Below are 17,456 nucleotides of genomic sequence, written 5' to 3' on the forward strand. Positions count from 1 at the left end.
AGGCATGAAGCAAGCGAGAAGCATTACGACGGTGCAGGTTGCGGCGATTATGACGAGCACGATTATCGGTGTCGGGGTGCTGCCGATTCCTCTTTTCGCCGTAAGAGGAGCGGATTCCGGCGCCCCTCTCGTCACGCTGCTGGGAGCCTTGGTCGCTATCGTCGGCCTATATCTGATTACCCGGCTCGGCATGCGGTTTCCGGGCCAGTCGATCGTTCAGTATGGCGAGGTGGTCATCGGCAAGTGGTTGTCGTGGATCGGAAGCATCGGCGTGATCGGCTTCTTCGCGATCTTGACGTCGCTTACAGCACGCGAATTCGGAGAGGTGGTCATTACGTCGGTATTGACCGAGACCCCCCTGGAAGTAACGGTAATCGTCATGCTCATGTTGGCCGCGATTTCCACTCGCAACGATATTACGACATTCGCTTACATCCACCTGTTTTATTTTCCGCTGCTGCTTGGGCCGGCATTGCTGATCGTCGCTTTATCGCTGAAGAATGCCGACATGGTCAATTTGCAGCCGATTTGGGGCAATTCCCATAAAGACATGCTGGCCAGCGTATTGACGATCGCTTCGCTGTTCCAGGGAGGGTTCATTATTACGTCGGTCATTCCGGCTATGCGCGAGCCGCGAAAGGCGATGATGGCAAGCATGATCGGGCTCGTCATCGCGGGCGGCTTGTACGTGACGATCGTCGGGGCGACCGTGGGCGTATTCGGCTCGGAGGAGACGAAAAATCTGCTCTGGCCGACTTTGGAGCTGGCAAAGGCGACATCGCTGCCCGCTAACGTGCTGGAGAGGCTCGATGCCGCTTTTCTGGCGGTATGGGTAACCGCAGTGTTTACGACGCTGTTTTCCAGCTATTATTTGGCGGTCAAAGAGCTGAGCAAGCTATTTCGTCTGCAGGACCACAAGATGTTCTCCTTTTTTCTGCTGCCTGCGGTGTTCTCCATGGCGATGGTACCCTACAATATCTTACATATGTATGAAATTATCCAGAACGTGGGACGAATCGGCTTGTTCGTGACGATCGCTTATCCAGGCTTGTTGCTTGTCGTCGCCATTCTCCGGAAAAAGAGAGGGGAGCCTAGTGAAGAGCGGTCTGCGGGTTAGGCGATTGCTGTTGTCCGCCTTCGCGGCCTCCATCGTCATGCTTCTGACGGGCTGCTGGGACCGTCTGGAGATCGAGGACCGGGCCATCGTATTGGGCGTATCCGTGGATAACGCGCCGCCCGGTTCGGCCAATAAAGAGAGCGAGATCTCCCATACGGCGGAGGGGTTTCCGGTTCCTGACGTCAACATGATTCGCGTTACCGTACAGATCGCCCTGCCTGGCAAAATCCCGCTTGGTCCGGGGGAAAGCGGCGGAGGGGGCAAAGGCTCGGAGCAAACCGTGTGGGTCATCGGTACGGAAGGGCACACCGTCGACGATGCGATTATGAATTTGCAGCAGCAAATCTCCGGTAGGCTCTTTTTCGGTCACCTGCGCGTCATCGTCGTATCCGAGGATGTCGCAAGCCTGGGGATGCAAAACATTAACGACTATTTGCACCGCAATCCCGAAGTTCGAAGAATGGCCTGGATGATGATCTGCAAAGGAAGCGCGGAGAAGGTGATGCGCGCGGCGCCCGAGCTGGAACGGGTTCCGGCGCTGTACTTGATGTCGACGATGGACAATGCCGTAAAGCTCGGTAAATTTCCCGAAAATTACGTCGGCATGTACTGGAGCAATACGGCCAAGCAGGGCCAGGAAGGCTATCTTCCTTATGTGGAGCTGAAGAAGGAGCAAAACATCGAAGTAAAGGGTTTGGCTTACTTTAAGGACGAAAAGCTTAAAGGCATGACCAAGCCGTTTCAGGTCGCCGCCTATATGTCGATCAAAGGAATGAATCCGGCCGGATACAGAGGGGTCGTCAAAATCGGCGGGGACTCCGAAATGGTCATGATCTATGCAACGTCGCGAAGATCCAGCATCAAGGTCAGGATACAGGACGGCGAGCCGATCGTTAATGTCTCGATTTTCACGGAGATCAATCTGGAAGAGAAGATCAACGATCAGTTTACGATCAACGATTCCGCCTCTCTGACCCAGATCGAGAAACAGGACGAAAAGTCTCTGAAGCTCGAGGTGGAAAACTTGATTCGCGAAATGCAGGAGAAGGGGGCCGACATCTTCGGGTTCGGCGAATACGTGCGCGCCAAAAAGCCGGGCTATTGGAACGCCCGAATTGGCTCGAAGGATCGCTGGCAGAGCGCGTTTAAGGAATTGCGCGTCGAAGTCGAGGTCAATTCGAAAATACGAAGGATCGGCATGAAGGCGAAGTAAGTAAACGAAGAGGTCGGAAAGGGGAGAGGCGAATGCTGAGAAGCGGAGGTTACGGAGGCTCGCTTGGATACATTGTCCCTCTTTGTATCCTTACGGGACTGTTTATTCTCCGTTGGGAAATCGTTATGTACCAGAAATTGAAATTGAAGCGCGAAAAAAAATTCGCCAAGGCGCTCGGTTGGATTAACGTCGTCGCGGGAGTCGGCTTGTACATCGGGAACTGGTTTTTCACCAGACTGCTCTGATTAACGCAGGCCATAGCGTAAAGCAGGAATGTCGGGCGCTATGGCCTGTGATTACAGCTGCGAGGATCAAACGGGTTCCAGATTGCGATCTCCTCCGTGAGCATGAAGGGATTGATCGAATCATACCTTCTTGTGAACGCTTTCGAGGAATGCGACGGTTCGGGAGACGTATTCCTCCGTATGTGTGCGGTAGATCATTTCGTGTATCGCTCCCGGAACGACCCACAGCTGCGACAAGCCGTTCGTCTGCGCCTGGGCGACGTTCTCTGCAATATAGACCGGGGCTTTGTCGTCGGCTGTGCCATGAATCATAAGAATCGGAAAAGGATAGGCCGTCGTTTGCGCCTTTGCTGAGGGAACTTCGTCCAGATTCACCCCGCCCATCAGCGGAAGAAACAGTCGCAGCAAAGGAATCGTCGGATATTGCGGAAGCTGGACATACTGATTAATGTTGGCGTAAAGGGTATGCTCGTCGGGAAGAAAGGTGCTGTCCAGAATCATGGCATCGACCTGTTCGTCTTGCAGAGCGGCTTGGAGCGCCGTTCCGGCTCCCATAGAGAAGCCCCAGACGATCAGTTCGTCGCTGCCTTGGGATCGGGCGTACTGCAGAGCCCCGGCCAGCTGCCGGGACTCGGAGAGTCCACCGGTCGCAGGCAACGGATGCAGCGAGCTGGCGTAGCCGTAGTCGAACATTAGAACGTTATAGTGCATGCCGTTGAGAAAGCTGGCGAGATCGTACATCGGAACCCAAGGCTCCTCCCGGTTCGTTCCGTAGCCATGGCTCAGCACGACCGTTCTGCGGCTGTCGGACGCGGGAATCCACCAGCCTTCGACCTGCGTAACGCCGTCCGCGCTTGGAAACATGACATCGGAATAGGCGAGATTTTTGGCAAGCATCGGATTTGAGCCGATCGACACGATCGGCGGATAGGAGAACAAATAAGCGGCATAGGCATGGAATGCGATAAACAGCCCCGCTAACAAGCAGGAGAAGGCGATAAAGACATTAAGCGCGATACGGCTCAGTCTGAATGAGGCGGCGCGACGATAAGACGGTACGGAAGCAGGAATAACAACCGTATCCGATCCCGCGTATGGAAATGGCGTAGACAATGAGGTCATGGGGATCGCCTCGCTTTTCGCGTTTCTGAGATTCTTCTTATTTTTATCGTAGAAAAAGCTGCGGCAAGCGTCAATGAGCGGAGGCGAGTTGTAAATACTACGTAATCAAATTGTAATAAAGCGCTTCCAATATTTACGGAATTGCAAGTTTGCGTTATAGTGGTTGTAACAGGGTTTCATAGAGTGAAACGGTTGCAAAGGGGATACTGACCATGGAAGAGGAGAAAAAGACGGTTCGCGCCGTGGAGAGAGCGCTGGACGTGCTGCTTTGTTTCGCTTCGGGCCATGAATGGGGGCTGACGGAAATTGCGAACAAGGTGGGCCTCCATAAGAGCACGATCCACCGTTTGCTGGCGACGCTTGAGGATAAAGGATTCGTGACGCGAGATCCTTCGACGGAGAAATACCGTCTGGGGCTCAGCATACTCGAATTGTCCGCGCATCTGTCGCGCTCGGACGATCCCTCGGTCATGCTGCTTCCGGAGATGGAGCGGCTGCGGGATCAGCTGAACGAGACGATCAGTCTATACGTCCGGGACCGGACGGAGAGAGTGAGAATACAGGCGGTGCAGAGCACGCAGGCGATACGCAGAGTCGCGACGGTAGGAGCGAGACTTCCGCTGTCCGTAGGCGCGTCTAGCAAAGTGCTGCTCGCCTTCGCCGATCCCGGCGTGAGGGACGCGGTGCTGTCCGATCCGGCATGGCCCGCGCAGTTGGAGCGCGAATCGATCGCGAAGCAGCTGGACGATATTGCCGCCGCCGGGTACGCGACCAGCTTCGAGGAACGCGAGCCGGGAGCGGCCGCCGCGGCTGCGCCGATCTTCAGTCGGTCGGGGAAACTCGTTGCGGCATTATCCGTCTCCGGACCGTCTAACCGGCTGACGCCGGATCGGATGCGCGAGTTCGCTCCCGCGATCATCGAAGCGGCACACCGTATGGGGACGATACTTGGATAGCAGACTTGCGTATGGCATGCCAAAAAGGACCTCGAACCCCACTTAGCGGTTGGCAGTGGAAGTCGAGGTCCTTTTCTTTTCTTAGGCGTTATTTGGCGTTGATTCGTTCCTGCACGCGCTTAGGCGCGACGGAGGAAGCTTTGGCGCCGAGCTGCTTCCAGTAAATCTTGTAGTGGGACTTGGCCGCAGATTTCTGTCCCAGCGCCCATTCGACGTCGGCCAGGTTAAGATAGGCGACAGTGCGGGAAGGGACAAGCTTGACGACGTTGGCCAACACCAGCTTCGCTTTTTTGTTGTTCCCGGTCAGGGACAGGAAGTAGCCGTAATCGTTCAGAATGCCGACATAGGCGCCAAGCGTCAACCGCGACTTAACGTAATCCGAGTCGGCGGAGCCAACGATGGTTTCTTTGGCAAGTTTGCCATCCCCGTAATCCAAAATGCCAAAGGCGTCGCCGTATTGCGTCAGCCCATATTCAAGATATCGGATTGCGTTGACGGTGTTTTTCGCTTTGTGCTGCTGCATCGCTTTCTGGTGGGCCAGCTTCAGCGTTGGCGCAGCTAGCGTGTAGGCGGCTTCATACGCCCAAGGATATTGCGGAAAGTCGAACTCGGTCTGCGCGATCAAGCCTTCTATATCCTTTGCCTTGAGCAGAGCGGCTTTCTCGTCGTAATAGCTTTCCGTCGGATCAGCGTACTCGTGATTGACGACGTAGAAGCTGTCTCCCGCCCATTCGAGCTCGATCCAAGACTCGAACGCCGAATAAGGCGCTTGACTCCACACATAAACCATATTGCCCTCAGTGGAATAATCCAGCTTGGCCGTGTTCAGGAACATATCGCCGCTTTCGCTGGTTGCCGCCCGATCCAGCAGTTTAAGGCTTGATGCATCCTCGTTAGAGGCCACAAGCACAAGCTCGATCCATTCATAGTTATGAATAAAGGAAATGAATTGCCGCGTAAAGCCTTTAGGATAATTGCCCAAATCTACTTCATAGATGCTGCTAGCCGTAATCGCCACCGCATCCTCCGCCAACAATTGGATTTGCTCCGTGATGAACGGCGCTATTTTCTCGTATAGCTTCGTCCCGTCCTCCAGCTCTGCGAGACTGATCGATTCGAAGGCAGCGCTCTCGCTCTCGCCGGCGGCTGCCGCGGAAGGGAGGTGCGACAACCCTAGCCCGGAGAATGCGAACAGCGCCAGCGTACAGCCCAGAAGCCATTTTCGCCAAATTTTCATAAATTACCGCCTTTCAATGATAAGCTGATCTTTATTTATCGGCTTTCGGCTCCAGTTTTTTTAGAAAATCGACCGCTTCCTGCAGCGTGGATATTTTAACGAGCTTGGGTTTTAGCTTCAGCTTGTCAACCGTCTTCTGGGCCAACGTCCAGTTCGAGTCGTTCTTCGCATTGAAAGGGACGAGGAAATAGTCGGCCTCCTCCTTGTTCGCCGCCATCAGCTTGTAATTAATTCCTCCGATCAGGCCGACCGTGCCGTCCGCGCTGATCGTTCCCGTCCCGGCGATGCGATATCCTCGAGTCAAATCCTCGCCGGTCAGTTGGGCGACGATCTCCAGCGTCATCATGAGTCCCGCGGAAGGACCGCCGGTATCCGCGAAGTCGAATTGGACCTGATCCGGCGGGGTCACCTTCAGGACCGTTTCGTTCACGAATCCTATTCCCGTGCGATTATCGGGAGACATGGAAACCAGTGGGACGGTTGCCTCGAACGTATCTTTGCCTCTTGAGCCGCCGACCTTGACTTTTTCCCCGGCTTTCTTAGCCGTTAAGTATTCGGAAAGCTCCTTGGCCGTCGCGATCGGTTTATCGTCGACTTGCGTAATGATATCGCCTTCCTGCAAGCCGTTGTCCCGAGCTTCCGATTGCGGCAGCAGCGACATGACAATAACGCCCTGCGGCTTGACGTCGAGCTCCCTGTTCATCGCCGTATAGGCGGCCAGCAAAGCGTTCGCTTCGGAGCTGTCGCGCATATAAGACATCAAGTTGCGGTAAGCGGTCAGGTTGGTGGCGCCCCCGGTAGCGACCTCCAATTTTTCAATATCCATCTCGGGATTTAACCAAGCGTAAATCAGGTCGTAAACACGCGGCTTCGAATAAGTGGCGACAGTGGTGAACAGAAAGGCGCCTTTCTCTTCGAGCTTGTGACCCGTGTCTACGCGCGGCTGCAGCGGATCGGCCGATCCGGGACCGTAAAGCATGTAGGGCCACGTCTTTATGTAGGAGAAGACAACTAAAAAAAAGACGGCCAAAAGAATGAGGGCTGTCCGGTATTTCCGTATCCATGATTGTCGCTTGTAGGTGTCCAAAACCGGGGTCGCCTCCATCATCATTATCGTTGTTGTTAATCTGTACGTTGTTAATATTATAACTTATGACGGGCGAGGGAAACAAAAAACGAAAAGGGCAAATTTGAATGTTTTCCGAGCAAATCCAAAAAAAAGGCGCGGGGATTGTCTCCCCGCGCCTCTTGTTCATGCTATCGAGCTTATTGAGCCATCATCTGGCGCAATACTGTTTGCAGAATGCCGCTATTACGGTAGTAGTCAACGTCGACCATCGAATCCAGACGAACGATTACGTCGAATGAGAACGTCGTTCCGTCTTCGCGCGTCGCGGTAACGGAGACCGTCTGGCCAGGAGTAACGTCGTTGCTCAAGCCGGCGATGTCGAACGTCTCGCGTCCGGTAATGCCGAGCGTCTTCCAGCTTTGACCGGCAGGGAACTGCAGCGGGAGAACGCCCATGCCGACGAGGTTGGAGCGGTGAATCCGCTCGAAGCTTTCGGCGATGACGGCTTTGACGCCGAGCAGGAACGTTCCTTTAGCTGCCCAGTCGCGGGAGCTTCCGGTTCCGTATTCTTTGCCGGCGATGACGACCAGGTTCGTGCCGCTGTCCTGGTACTTCATCGAAGCGTCGTAGATGGACATCACTTCGTCCGTAGGCAGGTACGTTGTAACGCCGCCTTCCGTGCCCGGAGCCACTTGATTCCGAATACGGATGTTAGCGAACGTGCCTCTCATCATCACTTCATGGTGACCGCGACGGGAGCCGTACGAGTTGAAGTCTTTTCTCTCGACGCCATGCTCGAGCAAATATTTGCCCGCAGGGCTGTCGGCTTTGATGTTGCCGGCAGGCGAGATGTGGTCCGTCGTAACGGAATCGCCCATCAGCGCCATAACGCGAGCGGCTTTGATGTTCTGAATATCGCCCGCTTGCGGAGCGAGATCCTTGAAGAACGGCGGGTTCGCGATATAAGTGGACTTCTCGTCCCACTCGTACAGCTCGCCTTGCGGAACCGGAATTTGGTTCCACTGCTCGTTCTGCGTGAACACGTTTTTGTATTTGGCGCGGAACATATCCGGGTTAAGCGAAGCGGAGACCGCTTGCTGAATTTCTTCGTTCGTCGGCCAGATGTCCTTCAGGTACACCGGCTTGTTGGCGTCGTCGTAGCCGATCGGCTCCGACGTCAGATCAACGTTGACGTTGCCGGCGAGCGCGTAAGCGACGACAAGCGGCGGAGAAGCCAGATAGTTTGCTTTGACCTGTGCGTGTACGCGGCCTTCGAAGTTACGGTTACCGGACAGAACCGCCGCGACCGTAAGATCGTTATCGGCGATTGCGGCGCTCACTTCGTCAGGAAGCGGACCGGAGTTGCCGATACAGGTTGCGCAGCCGTAGCCCGCAACGTAGAAACCGAGCTTCTCAAGGTAAGGCAGCAGGCCGGCGTTCTTCAGATAGTCGGTAACGACAAGGGAACCCGGAGTCAAGGATGTCTTGACGTAACCCGGCTTCGTCAGGCCGCGCTCGACCGCTTTCTTGGCTACGAGACCGGCGCCGATCATAACGCTTGGGTTGGACGTGTTCGTACAGCTGGTGATCGCAGCGATAACGACTGCGCCCGTGCTGAGCTTGCTCGTCTCGCCGCTTGGGTGCTTCACTTCGGCCGATTGCTCGATTTGAGCGTCGCTCAAGCCGAAGCCGCCTTTGTCGATCGGCGTGCGAATGCTTTCGTTGAACGATTGCTTCATCGCCGTCAGCTCTACGCGGTCTTGCGGACGCTTAGGTCCAGCCAAGCTAGGCACGATCGTGGACAGGTCAAGCTCGATTACGTCGGTGAATACAGGGTCCGGAGTTTCGTCCGTGCGGAACATGTCTTGCGCTTTGTAGTAGCTTTCCACGAGCGCGATTTGATCTTCTTCGCGTCCTGTCAGTCTCATGTAGTTCAACGTCTCGCTGTCGACCGGGAAGAAACCGACCGTTGCGCCGTATTCCGGAGCCATGTTCGCTACCGTCGCACGGTCCGCAAGGCTGATGTTGGACAGGCCCGAGCCGAAGAACTCGACGAACTTGCCGACAACGCCTTTTTTACGAAGAATTTGCGTAACGGTCAGGGCAAGGTCGGTCGCCGTAGCGCCTTCCGCCAGCTTGCCGGTCAGTTTAAAGCCGATAACTTCAGGCATAACGAAATAAAGCGGCTGGCCGAGCATGCCTGCTTCGGCTTCGATACCGCCCACGCCCCAGCCCACGACGCCAAGACCGTTGATCATCGTCGTATGGGAGTCGGTTCCAACGAGGGAATCCGGGTAAACGTCGGTTACGCCGTCTTTTGTTTTTGTAGCGGCAACGGAGGCCAGATACTCCAGGTTAACTTGGTGAACGATACCCGTCGCCGGAGGAACGGCGCGGAAGTTGTCGAACGCCGTTTGGGCCCAGCGCAGGAAGCGATAACGCTCTTCGTTGCGCTCGAACTCGACGTCCATGTTGTATTGCAGAGCGTCCGGGCTGCCGAATGCGTCAACCATGACGGAGTGGTCGATAACGAGATCGACGGGAACGAGCGGGTTGATCTGCTTCGGATCGCCGCCAGCTAGTTTAACGGTTTCGCGCATAGCCGCCAAGTCGACGACGACGGGAACGCCGGTGAAGTCTTGCAGAACGATACGCGCCGGGATAAAAGGAATTTCCTTGTCCTCGCGACCTTCGCTCCAAGTAGCCAATTGCTTGACGTGCTCTTCCGTGATGCCGCGACCGTCGAATTGACGAACCGCCGCTTCGAGCAGCACCTTAATGGAGAATGGGAGCTTGGAGACCGGGCCTGCGCCTTGCTGTTCCAGAGCCGGAAGGCTGAAGTAACGGTAGGATTTTCCGGAAGACTCCAGCTGGCCTTGCACTTGATAAGGGATTTTAGACATGTGTATAACCTCCTTGATTCGAAATCTGTAGTTCAGTCCGTATTTTTGCGCAATCGTCGTCCAATTGAGAATGAGTTTCATTCTATGAAACGCGATTTCAAAAATACTCTATGCATTCAGTATACCTTGTCAAAGCGGCTCCGTAAAGTCATTTCAGTCCATCTTGAAGCGTCTTATAGAGGAAAGAAAACCTGAATAAGGGCATTCATGATCTCTGCTCGCGTGCTTGCGGGGGGAAAACCGGGTAAACCGTATTCGCTCTTGCCAGGTCTGGCATCTTGCCGAACGTTTCACTTCGAACTTCTATAGAATGCCGCAATCGGGCGCGGGTAATGCTGACGCATGGAATGGCGTTTTCCGGCATAGGATGAAGTGGCGCAATCTGACGACGGCTTGTCAAGAAACGGAATCGGAGGTGGTCTCCATGCCCGGCGAGGATATAGATTGGAAGCAGGCGTTGTTTGAGTACGTCAACGCGATCAATGCGGCATCCCTAGGCACGGATCTCCGCAAGCTGGGGGAGATTCCGGACAGGGAGCATCGGGAGCGGCTGAATGAGAGGGCGCAGCTTGCGGCTCGCAGGGATGCGAGGTGGGCGATACGGACAGCCCGCAGCGAAATGAGGGTGAAAATCGAGCGCTATCAGTCGGCGCGCGGCGAGGTTGCGGCCGATCTGTCGATCCATCTCGTGCGCTTGATGGAGCAGCGGAATCAGGTGTGGTCGGAGGAGCGAGTGGAGAGGGAAAGGCTTCGTTTTGTCAGGGAGGGCAAAATCTGGCGACTGACGACGGTGAGGCCGCTTCCAGGCGAACGGCCGGGAGAGCTGGCGGCGGAGGAACTGGATGAAGTTCACGATCCATGGGACGGGGAGAAGAAAGCCGCTGCGCCTTCTGTTCCGTACTTGAATCCGAATGCGGTTTATGGATCTAAGTCCTCTAAGGTATACGCGGGGGCGTATGCAACAGGCGACGACGGTTGGGGTTACGGGGGGATTGGCAGAGGCACTCCTTATTTAAGAGAAGAAGCGGTCGCCTACGCCGAGAGATGGTGGAATGAACCGAATCCCGCTTACGAGAACTTCGAGGTCAACTGCACGAATTATGTCTCCCAGTGTCTCTTTGCAGGGGGCGCGCCGATGAATTATACTGGGAGAAGGTCTTCGGGCTGGTGGTATAAAGGTTATTCCGGCAAGGAAGAAGTGTGGAGCTTCAGTTGGGCGGTCGCTGCCGGCCTGCAGCAATATTTGGCGGTTCCGCGCGCGTTGGGCCTCAGGGCGGAAGCCGTATACGATCCGCGGCAGCTCAAGCTCGGCGACGTAATCTGCTACGACTGGGATGGAAGCGGCCGGGTCGGTCACAATACGATCGTTACCGCGTTTACGCCGGACGGAATGCCGCTTGTGAACGCGAACACGGTAAGCAGCCGCCACCGCTACTGGGACTATAAGGATTCGTATGCATGGTCGGAGAGAACCCGCTATTATTTTTATCATATTGCGGATGAGTTTTGATGTGTCAGCATTGTTCGGAGTTGACGAACAGCGAAGTTGTGGAGTTGACGTGAGCGTAGTGCGGAGTTGAAGAGAAGCTAGTGCGGATGAGTTGACGAGCGGCAAAGTTGTGGGTGGGTTGATGACGAGCAGCAAAGTTGTGGATAGGTTGACGAACAGAAAAGCAGGGTTTGCGCGGGAGAGCGGTCGTCCTCGCTTCTTTCAGAGAAAGAGGGTCGGCACGGGCGCGGGCGACAAACGCCGATAAGCCGGAGGTATTTGAAGCTATGGGAAACAAAATACGCGTCGGACTCGTGTACGGAGGGCGTTCGGGCGAGCACCAGGTATCGCTGCAGACCGCCCTTGCCGTATTGAAGGCGTTCGACTACGACAAGTACGAACTAATTCCTTTCTATATTACGCCTAAAGGCCAGTGGAGATCGGGGCCTCTGCTCAGCGCTCCTCCGAACGCCGTTGCGGAATTGCAATTCTCGACGGAAACGGAGCCGGGGAACGAGGAGACGGGCGGAAAGCTCGCGTTGCTGCCTGTTCTGCAGGGCATGTCTGAGAAGGTGTTGACAGAGGGCGCTCCGGCCCGCGACGGCAAGGCGATCGACGTCATGCTGCCGCTGCTGCACGGAACTTTCGGCGAGGACGGCACTATCCAGGGAATGTTTGAGATGGCGGGCTTGCCTTATGTGGGAGCGGGAGTTCTGGCTTCCTCTGTCGGGATGGACAAGGTGGCGATGAAAACGATGTTTGCGCAGGCGGGTTTGCCGCAGGTAGGCTATCGGCATTTTATTCGACATCAATGGAAGAAAGACCGCGAGACGGTGCTGGCCAACATTGAAGAGTTGGGCTATCCTTCCTTTGTAAAGCCGGCCAACCTAGGGTCCAGCGTCGGAGTGTCTAAAGCTCGCAATCGCGAAGAATTGGTCGCGGCGATCGAGGAAGCGCTGCGGTTCGACCGCAAGGTAATTGTCGAGGAGTTCGTCGATGCGCGTGAGATCGAGGTGAGCGTGCTGGGCAACGATGACCCGCGTGCTTCCGTTCCGGGCGAGATCGTCAGCTCGAACGAATTCTACGATTATAAAGCGAAATATATCGACGGCAAATCGATGATGGTTATTCCGGCGGAAATTCCGCAGGAGACGGCGGATGCAGTGCGCAGCATGGCGGTGCGGGCGTTTCGCTCCATCGATGGCTCCGGCCTGTGCCGCGCCGACTTTTTCTTGCGGCGCAGCGACGGCGAGCTGTTCATCAACGAGGTGAACACGATGCCGGGCTTTACTCCATACAGCATGTACCCGCTAATGTGGAAGGAGTCGGGCGTCTCTTACCGCGAGCTGCTCGACAGCTTGATTCAGCTTGCGCTGGAGCGCTTCGAAGAACGCCAGTCCATCGACTACGGCGGCGGAGAGTAAATTCGTGAGGCAGCGAACGGATTTTGTTCGCTGCCTTTGTTGTTGGCGTGTGGGGAATAAGCACGGAGGTGCGGCTGCGGCGACTGGCGGAGGCGAATAAGACCGCCTCGAGTACTTATGTGCCGGCTAGGCGACTGACGAGGGCGAATAAGACCGCCAGGCGGACTTATGTGCCGGCTAGGCGCCTGGCGGGGGCGAATAAGACCGCCTCGAGTACTTATGTGCCGGCTAGGCGACTGACGAGGGCGAATAAGACCGCCAGGCGGACTTATGTGCCGGCTAGGCGCCTGGCGGGGGCGAATAAGACCGCCCCGCGGACTTAAAGTGCCGGCTCGGCTACTGGAGCTGCGAATAAGACCGCCCCGCGGACTTAAAGTGCTGATTCGGCCTCAGGTGCAGCGAATAAGACCGCCCCGCGGACTTAAAGTGCCGGCTCGGCTACTGGAGCTGCGAATAAGACCGCCCCGCGGACTTAAAGTGCCGGCTCGGCTACTGGAGCTGCGAATAAGACCGCCCCGCGGACTTAAAGTGCCGGCTAGGCCCCTGGAGCTGCGAATAAGACCGCCCCGCGGCCTTAAAGTGCCAGCTTTGCCCCTGGGGCGGCGAATAAGACCGCCCCGCGGCCTTATAGTGCTGGCTCGGCCTCTGGAGCTGCGAATAAGACCGCCCTGCGGCCTTAAAGTGCTGGCTCGGCCCCTGGAGCTGCGAATAAGACCGCCCCGCGGACTTAAAGTGCCGACTCGGCCTGGCGAGGCGAGGCGTGGCGAAAAAAACTATGGGAAAACAACTAAAGTGTACTCAACGCACAAACCCTCGACTAACTAACTTATAACTTCTGACCCGCTGTGCACCGCTGGCAGGCTCTAGCCAATTTATTTTTACAAGTTCATCAATTTGTTTGTATACAAATTTGCGATTTTTCCCTAGGCATTTACAAACCATGGTAACTGTGATCGGGGAGACGGTGCGGATGGCTAGACGGACGATTTCTCGTTGATAGAGGGGGAGAGCGAGCAAATCCGGTTGTTCCTCCTCATACCATTGTTCCAGCATTCGTCGGATATGCTGTTGGCAGGATAGCGGATCTTCTTTGAGTTTGTCGATGGAGAAGCGTAAAATGTGACAGTTTGCAAATTCAATTTCGTTTTGTCTATCCAGTCCCCGTGCAAAGGTATCGCGATCAGCGTCCCGTGCATGAGAGCTGAAGCTATCCGCTTCGAGGCATGTAGGCTGGGGCGGGCGAATGTAGACAAAATCCGGATAATAATATTGTCCATCGGGTGTGATAAGCTCGTATTCGGGATAGAGAAACTCCAAGCTTTCGACGACAGGCCACCATGCTTGCTGGAGTAGAAGCTTTTCACCGAAGCCATGCCTTTACTTAAGCCTGCGCAGTCTTTCTCCACGGCTTTCGCTAATATGCTTGGCCAGCCATGCGTTGTATTCTGCTTCGAATCGTTGATCCACGTTCATCCGCTCCCCGTCAAAAAAATAACCGCCCCAATCCAAAAAGGATTAGAGCGGTGTGCTTCACGCGCGTATAAATACATTTTAGCCAAGATGGGATGGATTGTCACTTTCAATTTGAAAGGCGGCAGAAATTATTATCAGATGTCATGTCAGGCAAAGGGCGCAGGTGAGGGGACGGAGTAAGTGGAAATCTTTCGAAAATTCATTATACACATGTGGAAAACTTGGTTAAACATATGAAATTCACCGAGATATATACAGCGAATGTGGAGAATTCGGACTTTCCTGTGGAAAACAGACTGAATATTGTGAATAAACAAACATTTTCTGTGGAGAAGCCTGTGAATAGCGTTTGAGGTTATGCACAAGTGAATAATTTGGAAGGCTGGACGCAGCTTATCCACAAGAAGGCTGCCAATTAATCCGTTACGGGACGGATGCGGCAAACGAAAATTGGGTCCGACGTTGAACCCGCAGCTGTAACTGAAACCGCCACCGCAACCGCTACCACAACCGAAGCGAAACTGAACCGAAACCGCCACCGAAGCTGAGCCCCCAAAACTCCAGCATCAGCACAAGTAGCAACCGCCGATTAGTTCTTTTCGCCATGTTCGCTTTCCCGCATTCCTTCTGAAGGGTATAATAATGGTCAGGAAAGGCGCGTAACCGTAAGGGGTATTGGCGCGCTATCGAGACAGGAGGAATGCCATCATGGGTTTTCAATCGGAATTCAATTCGGTATGCAAATTTAAATCCGAGCAGGAGTTATACGAACTGTTGGAGTATGGCCGCGGCAAAATGGTCAAAAAGCAGTTTCGCGTCTATCCGACAGGTCAGAAGGTGATCGCTTATACACCCGATAATCAGGCGGTAGCCATCGTGCGCATTTTAGTGTCGATTGCGGAGATCAACTTCCAGGGCGAGGAGATTACTCAGGTGGAGATGGAGCTGGTTCGCCGCTTGACCGAGGAAGAAGCCAGAGTTCAGACGGCGCTCGCACATGAAATGTTCTTCGGAGAGCAATCCTAGAACCCTCAAGCAAATCCGGGGGTGAACGAGCATGCTGGTCCGTTTCGGTTATGTGGCAATGTCTGTACAACTGGAAAATGCTTCGCCCTCTCGAACGATGACGATGGCGAACTTCTCCAAGCTTGCGGATCGGGAGGCGGGACTGCGCAGACTCGAGAAGCTGGCGGAGGGAAATTTGCGCAATACGCTGCGTCTGCTGAAGCATAATCGTTATATGGGCGTCCATGTTTATCGGATGACCTCTAAGCTGATCCCGCTGGCTACCCATGAGGAGCTGCGAGACTGGAATCCGTACCCCGTCCTTGCGGCGTCGTTCGCAGAGGTCGGGGATTTTGTGCGCAAGCAAAGGATGCGGGTGTCCTTTCACCCGGATCATTTTACGGTGATTAATACGCCGCGCAAGGATGTGTTCGAGAAGTCGGTGAACGATCTCGACCATCACGTCCGGATGCTTGAAGCGATGAGGCTGGACGGGCGTGCGCTGAACAACATTCACGTTGGGGGCAGCTACGGAGACAAGATGGTGGCGGGAAAAAGATTCGTCGATCAATTCAGCCTTCTTGAGCCGAGAATTGCGAAGCGCATTACCCTGGAAAACGACGATAAAACGTTCACGGCTCCCGAAACGCTGGCTATTGCCGAAGAGGTCGGCGTCCCGATGGTGCTCGACATTCATCATGATGCGGTGAATCGGGGAAGCGAGACGGCGGAGAAGCTGTGGCCGAGAATTATGCAGACGTGGGACAGGCTCGAGTGGAATGTCGTTCATGCTGCCGACTCCGAGCTGAAGCTGCCGCCCAAAATTCACGTCTCAAGTCCCAAAAGCGATTCGGACCCTCGCGGCCATGCCGATTACGTCGAACCGGGGCCGTTGCTGGATTTTTTGTACCGGATTGCGGCAGCGACGCCTGCTCTGGACGTGATGATCGAGGCGAAGAAAAAGGATGATGCGCTGTTCCGGCTGATGGAACATTTTCGTATGCTGGAAGGGGAAGGACATCCGATTCGGGTAGTCGACGGGGGAACGGTGGAGGTCGGAGGCTGAGCGGGCGCGAAGGCTTTCCGATCTCTGTATTTTCGCTGTTGCAATCATTGGGGAAATAAGGTACGTTGAAAACGAAGGATGCTTGTCCGGCCATGTGGGGACGAGGGGCGTCCTTACTTGCGAAGAGGGGGATTTCCGCGGATGAACGGATTGTTAGAGGGGAAAAATATCGTGGTTATGGGCGTCGCCAACGAGCGGAGCATTGCCTGGGCCATAGCGCAAGCGCTTGCATCTCAAGGTGCCAGACTGATTTTTACATACGAGAACGAGCGGGTAGAGGAACGGGTCAAAAAGCTGTCGAACACGATTGAAGGCTCGCTGACGCTCCAATGCAACGTGTCCTCCGACGAGGAGATCGAAGGCTTGGCCGCACGCTTGAAGGAAGAGGTTGGCGTCGTCCACGGCTTGGCGCACTGTATCGCTTTCGCGAAGGCGGAGGAGCTGGACGGTTTGTACGTTAACACATCACGCGGGGGCTTTGCCCTTGCTCACGATGTCAGCGTGTACTCGCTGACCGCTGTCGCGCAAAGACTATATCCGCTTATGACCGAAGGCGGCAGCATCGTTACGCTGACCTATCTTGGCGCGGAGCGCACGCTGCAAAACTACAATGTCATGGGTGTCGCCAAAGCCGCTCTGGAAGCGTCGGTACGCTATCTCGCCAGCGATCTCGGACCAAGCAACATTCGCGTGAACGCGATTTCCGCCGGCCCGATCCGTACGCTTGCGGCCAAAGGAATCGCAGGCTTCAACACGATTCTGAAGCATGTCGAAGAGAAGGCGCCGCTGCGTCGCAACACGGAAGCCGCCGAAGTCGGCGACACTGCGATGTTCCTGATGAGCCAATTGGCGCGGGGAGTTACAGGCGAAGTGATTCATGTCGACAACGGCTATAATATTGTAGGCTGATAGAGGTCGAGATGGGAGGGGAGCTTTTCTCGCGAATGTGCGGGAAGGCTCTTTTTTCAGATAAAATAGGGTCAAACCGGAAACGATAAGCGGAAACGCCAAAAGTCGGGCGAAAAATAAGGCGGTTCGTAAGCAAACGTCGCAACCGCTCAACGTCGTTTTCGTATATGATTAGAAGAAGGACAACCTGGTCCTTGCAACCGATTTCGAAGATTAGAGGGATGAAAT

The 17,456-nt window shown here is 55.0% G+C and carries 14 protein-coding genes; 9 read left to right on the forward strand and 5 right to left on the reverse strand.

What is annotated here, in order from left to right; translation table 11 throughout:
- Positions 1–4: 4 nt before the first annotated feature.
- From J4772_RS27300 to J4772_RS27310, 3 genes are read left to right on the forward strand one after another with little or no spacing between them, the layout of a single operon-like run.
- Positions 5–1,117 carry a GerAB/ArcD/ProY family transporter gene (locus J4772_RS27300; protein WP_209072269.1) on the forward strand — a complete coding sequence of 371 codons (1,113 nt, stop codon included), beginning with the start codon at positions 5–7 and terminating at the stop codon, positions 1,115–1,117.
- Positions 1,095–2,330, forward strand: a complete 1,236-nt coding sequence (locus J4772_RS27305) for a Ger(x)C family spore germination protein (RefSeq protein ID WP_247740866.1) — start codon at positions 1,095–1,097, stop codon at positions 2,328–2,330. Before J4772_RS27300 ends, J4772_RS27305 begins: the two co-directional genes overlap by 23 nt.
- 32 nt (positions 2,331–2,362) lie before the next feature.
- The gene (locus J4772_RS27310; RefSeq protein WP_116063717.1) at positions 2,363–2,575 is read left to right on the forward strand and encodes a CLC_0170 family protein; all 213 of its coding nucleotides are present in this window, start codon (positions 2,363–2,365) and stop codon (positions 2,573–2,575) included.
- A gap of 120 nt (positions 2,576–2,695) precedes the next feature.
- Here J4772_RS27310 and J4772_RS27315 read toward each other — a convergent pair whose 3' ends face one another.
- The gene (locus J4772_RS27315; RefSeq protein ID WP_209072270.1) at positions 2,696–3,697 is read right to left on the reverse strand and encodes an alpha/beta hydrolase; all 1,002 of its coding nucleotides are present in this window, start codon (positions 3,695–3,697) and stop codon (positions 2,696–2,698) included.
- A gap of 212 nt (positions 3,698–3,909) precedes the next feature.
- On the opposite strand from J4772_RS27315, the gene J4772_RS27320 reads away from it, so the two are divergent.
- Positions 3,910–4,653: an IclR family transcriptional regulator gene (locus tag J4772_RS27320; protein ID WP_209072271.1), complete on the forward strand. Its 744-nt coding sequence runs from the start codon at positions 3,910–3,912 to the stop codon at positions 4,651–4,653.
- A gap of 88 nt (positions 4,654–4,741) precedes the next feature.
- Here the strand turns inward: J4772_RS27320 and J4772_RS27325 are convergent, their stop codons facing one another.
- The 3 genes from J4772_RS27325 to acnA form a co-directional block, all read right to left on the reverse strand.
- Positions 4,742–5,890 (reverse strand): tetratricopeptide repeat protein, encoded by a 1,149-nt coding sequence (locus tag J4772_RS27325; RefSeq protein ID WP_209072272.1) that lies wholly within the window; start codon positions 5,888–5,890, stop codon positions 4,742–4,744.
- A 31-nt stretch (positions 5,891–5,921) separates the two neighbouring features.
- Positions 5,922–6,869 carry a YlbL family protein gene (locus J4772_RS27330; RefSeq protein ID WP_209072273.1) on the reverse strand — a complete coding sequence of 316 codons (948 nt, stop codon included), beginning with the start codon at positions 6,867–6,869 and terminating at the stop codon, positions 5,922–5,924.
- A 287-nt stretch (positions 6,870–7,156) separates the two neighbouring features.
- Positions 7,157–9,862: an aconitate hydratase AcnA gene (acnA, locus tag J4772_RS27335; protein WP_209072274.1), complete on the reverse strand. Its 2,706-nt coding sequence runs from the start codon at positions 9,860–9,862 to the stop codon at positions 7,157–7,159.
- Positions 9,863–10,286: 424 nt separating this feature from the next.
- On the opposite strand from acnA, the gene J4772_RS27340 reads away from it, so the two are divergent.
- A complete protein-coding gene (locus J4772_RS27340; RefSeq protein ID WP_209072275.1) occupies positions 10,287–11,372 on the forward strand; it encodes an amidase domain-containing protein in 1,086 nt (361 codons plus the stop codon).
- Between the two features lie 266 nt (positions 11,373–11,638).
- The gene (locus J4772_RS27345) at positions 11,639–12,775 is read left to right on the forward strand and encodes a D-alanine--D-alanine ligase (RefSeq protein ID WP_209072276.1); all 1,137 of its coding nucleotides are present in this window, start codon (positions 11,639–11,641) and stop codon (positions 12,773–12,775) included.
- 798 nt (positions 12,776–13,573) lie between these two features.
- On the opposite strand, the gene J4772_RS27350 is transcribed toward J4772_RS27345, so the two are convergent.
- Positions 13,574–14,092, reverse strand: a complete 519-nt coding sequence (locus J4772_RS27350; RefSeq protein WP_209072277.1) for a hypothetical protein — start codon at positions 14,090–14,092, stop codon at positions 13,574–13,576.
- A gap of 864 nt (positions 14,093–14,956) precedes the next feature.
- Between J4772_RS27350 and J4772_RS27355 the strand changes: the two genes are divergently transcribed.
- The 3 genes from J4772_RS27355 to fabI all read left to right on the forward strand — a co-directional run bounded on the left by J4772_RS27355 (position 14,957) and on the right by fabI (position 17,228).
- Entirely contained in the window at positions 14,957–15,274 is a 318-nt protein-coding gene (locus J4772_RS27355; RefSeq protein WP_116063708.1) for a hypothetical protein, read from the forward strand.
- A gap of 31 nt (positions 15,275–15,305) precedes the next feature.
- Complete coding sequence (gene uvsE, locus J4772_RS27360; protein ID WP_209072278.1) at positions 15,306–16,319, forward strand: UV DNA damage repair endonuclease UvsE; 1,014 nt, start codon at positions 15,306–15,308, stop codon at positions 16,317–16,319.
- A 141-nt stretch (positions 16,320–16,460) separates the two neighbouring features.
- Complete coding sequence (gene fabI, locus J4772_RS27365) at positions 16,461–17,228, forward strand: enoyl-ACP reductase FabI (RefSeq protein WP_209072279.1); 768 nt, start codon at positions 16,461–16,463, stop codon at positions 17,226–17,228.
- The last annotated feature ends 228 nt before the right edge of the window (positions 17,229–17,456 follow it).

Source organism: Cohnella sp. LGH (assembly GCF_017671885.1).
GTDB lineage: Bacteria > Bacillota > Bacilli > Paenibacillales > Paenibacillaceae > Cohnella > Cohnella phaseoli.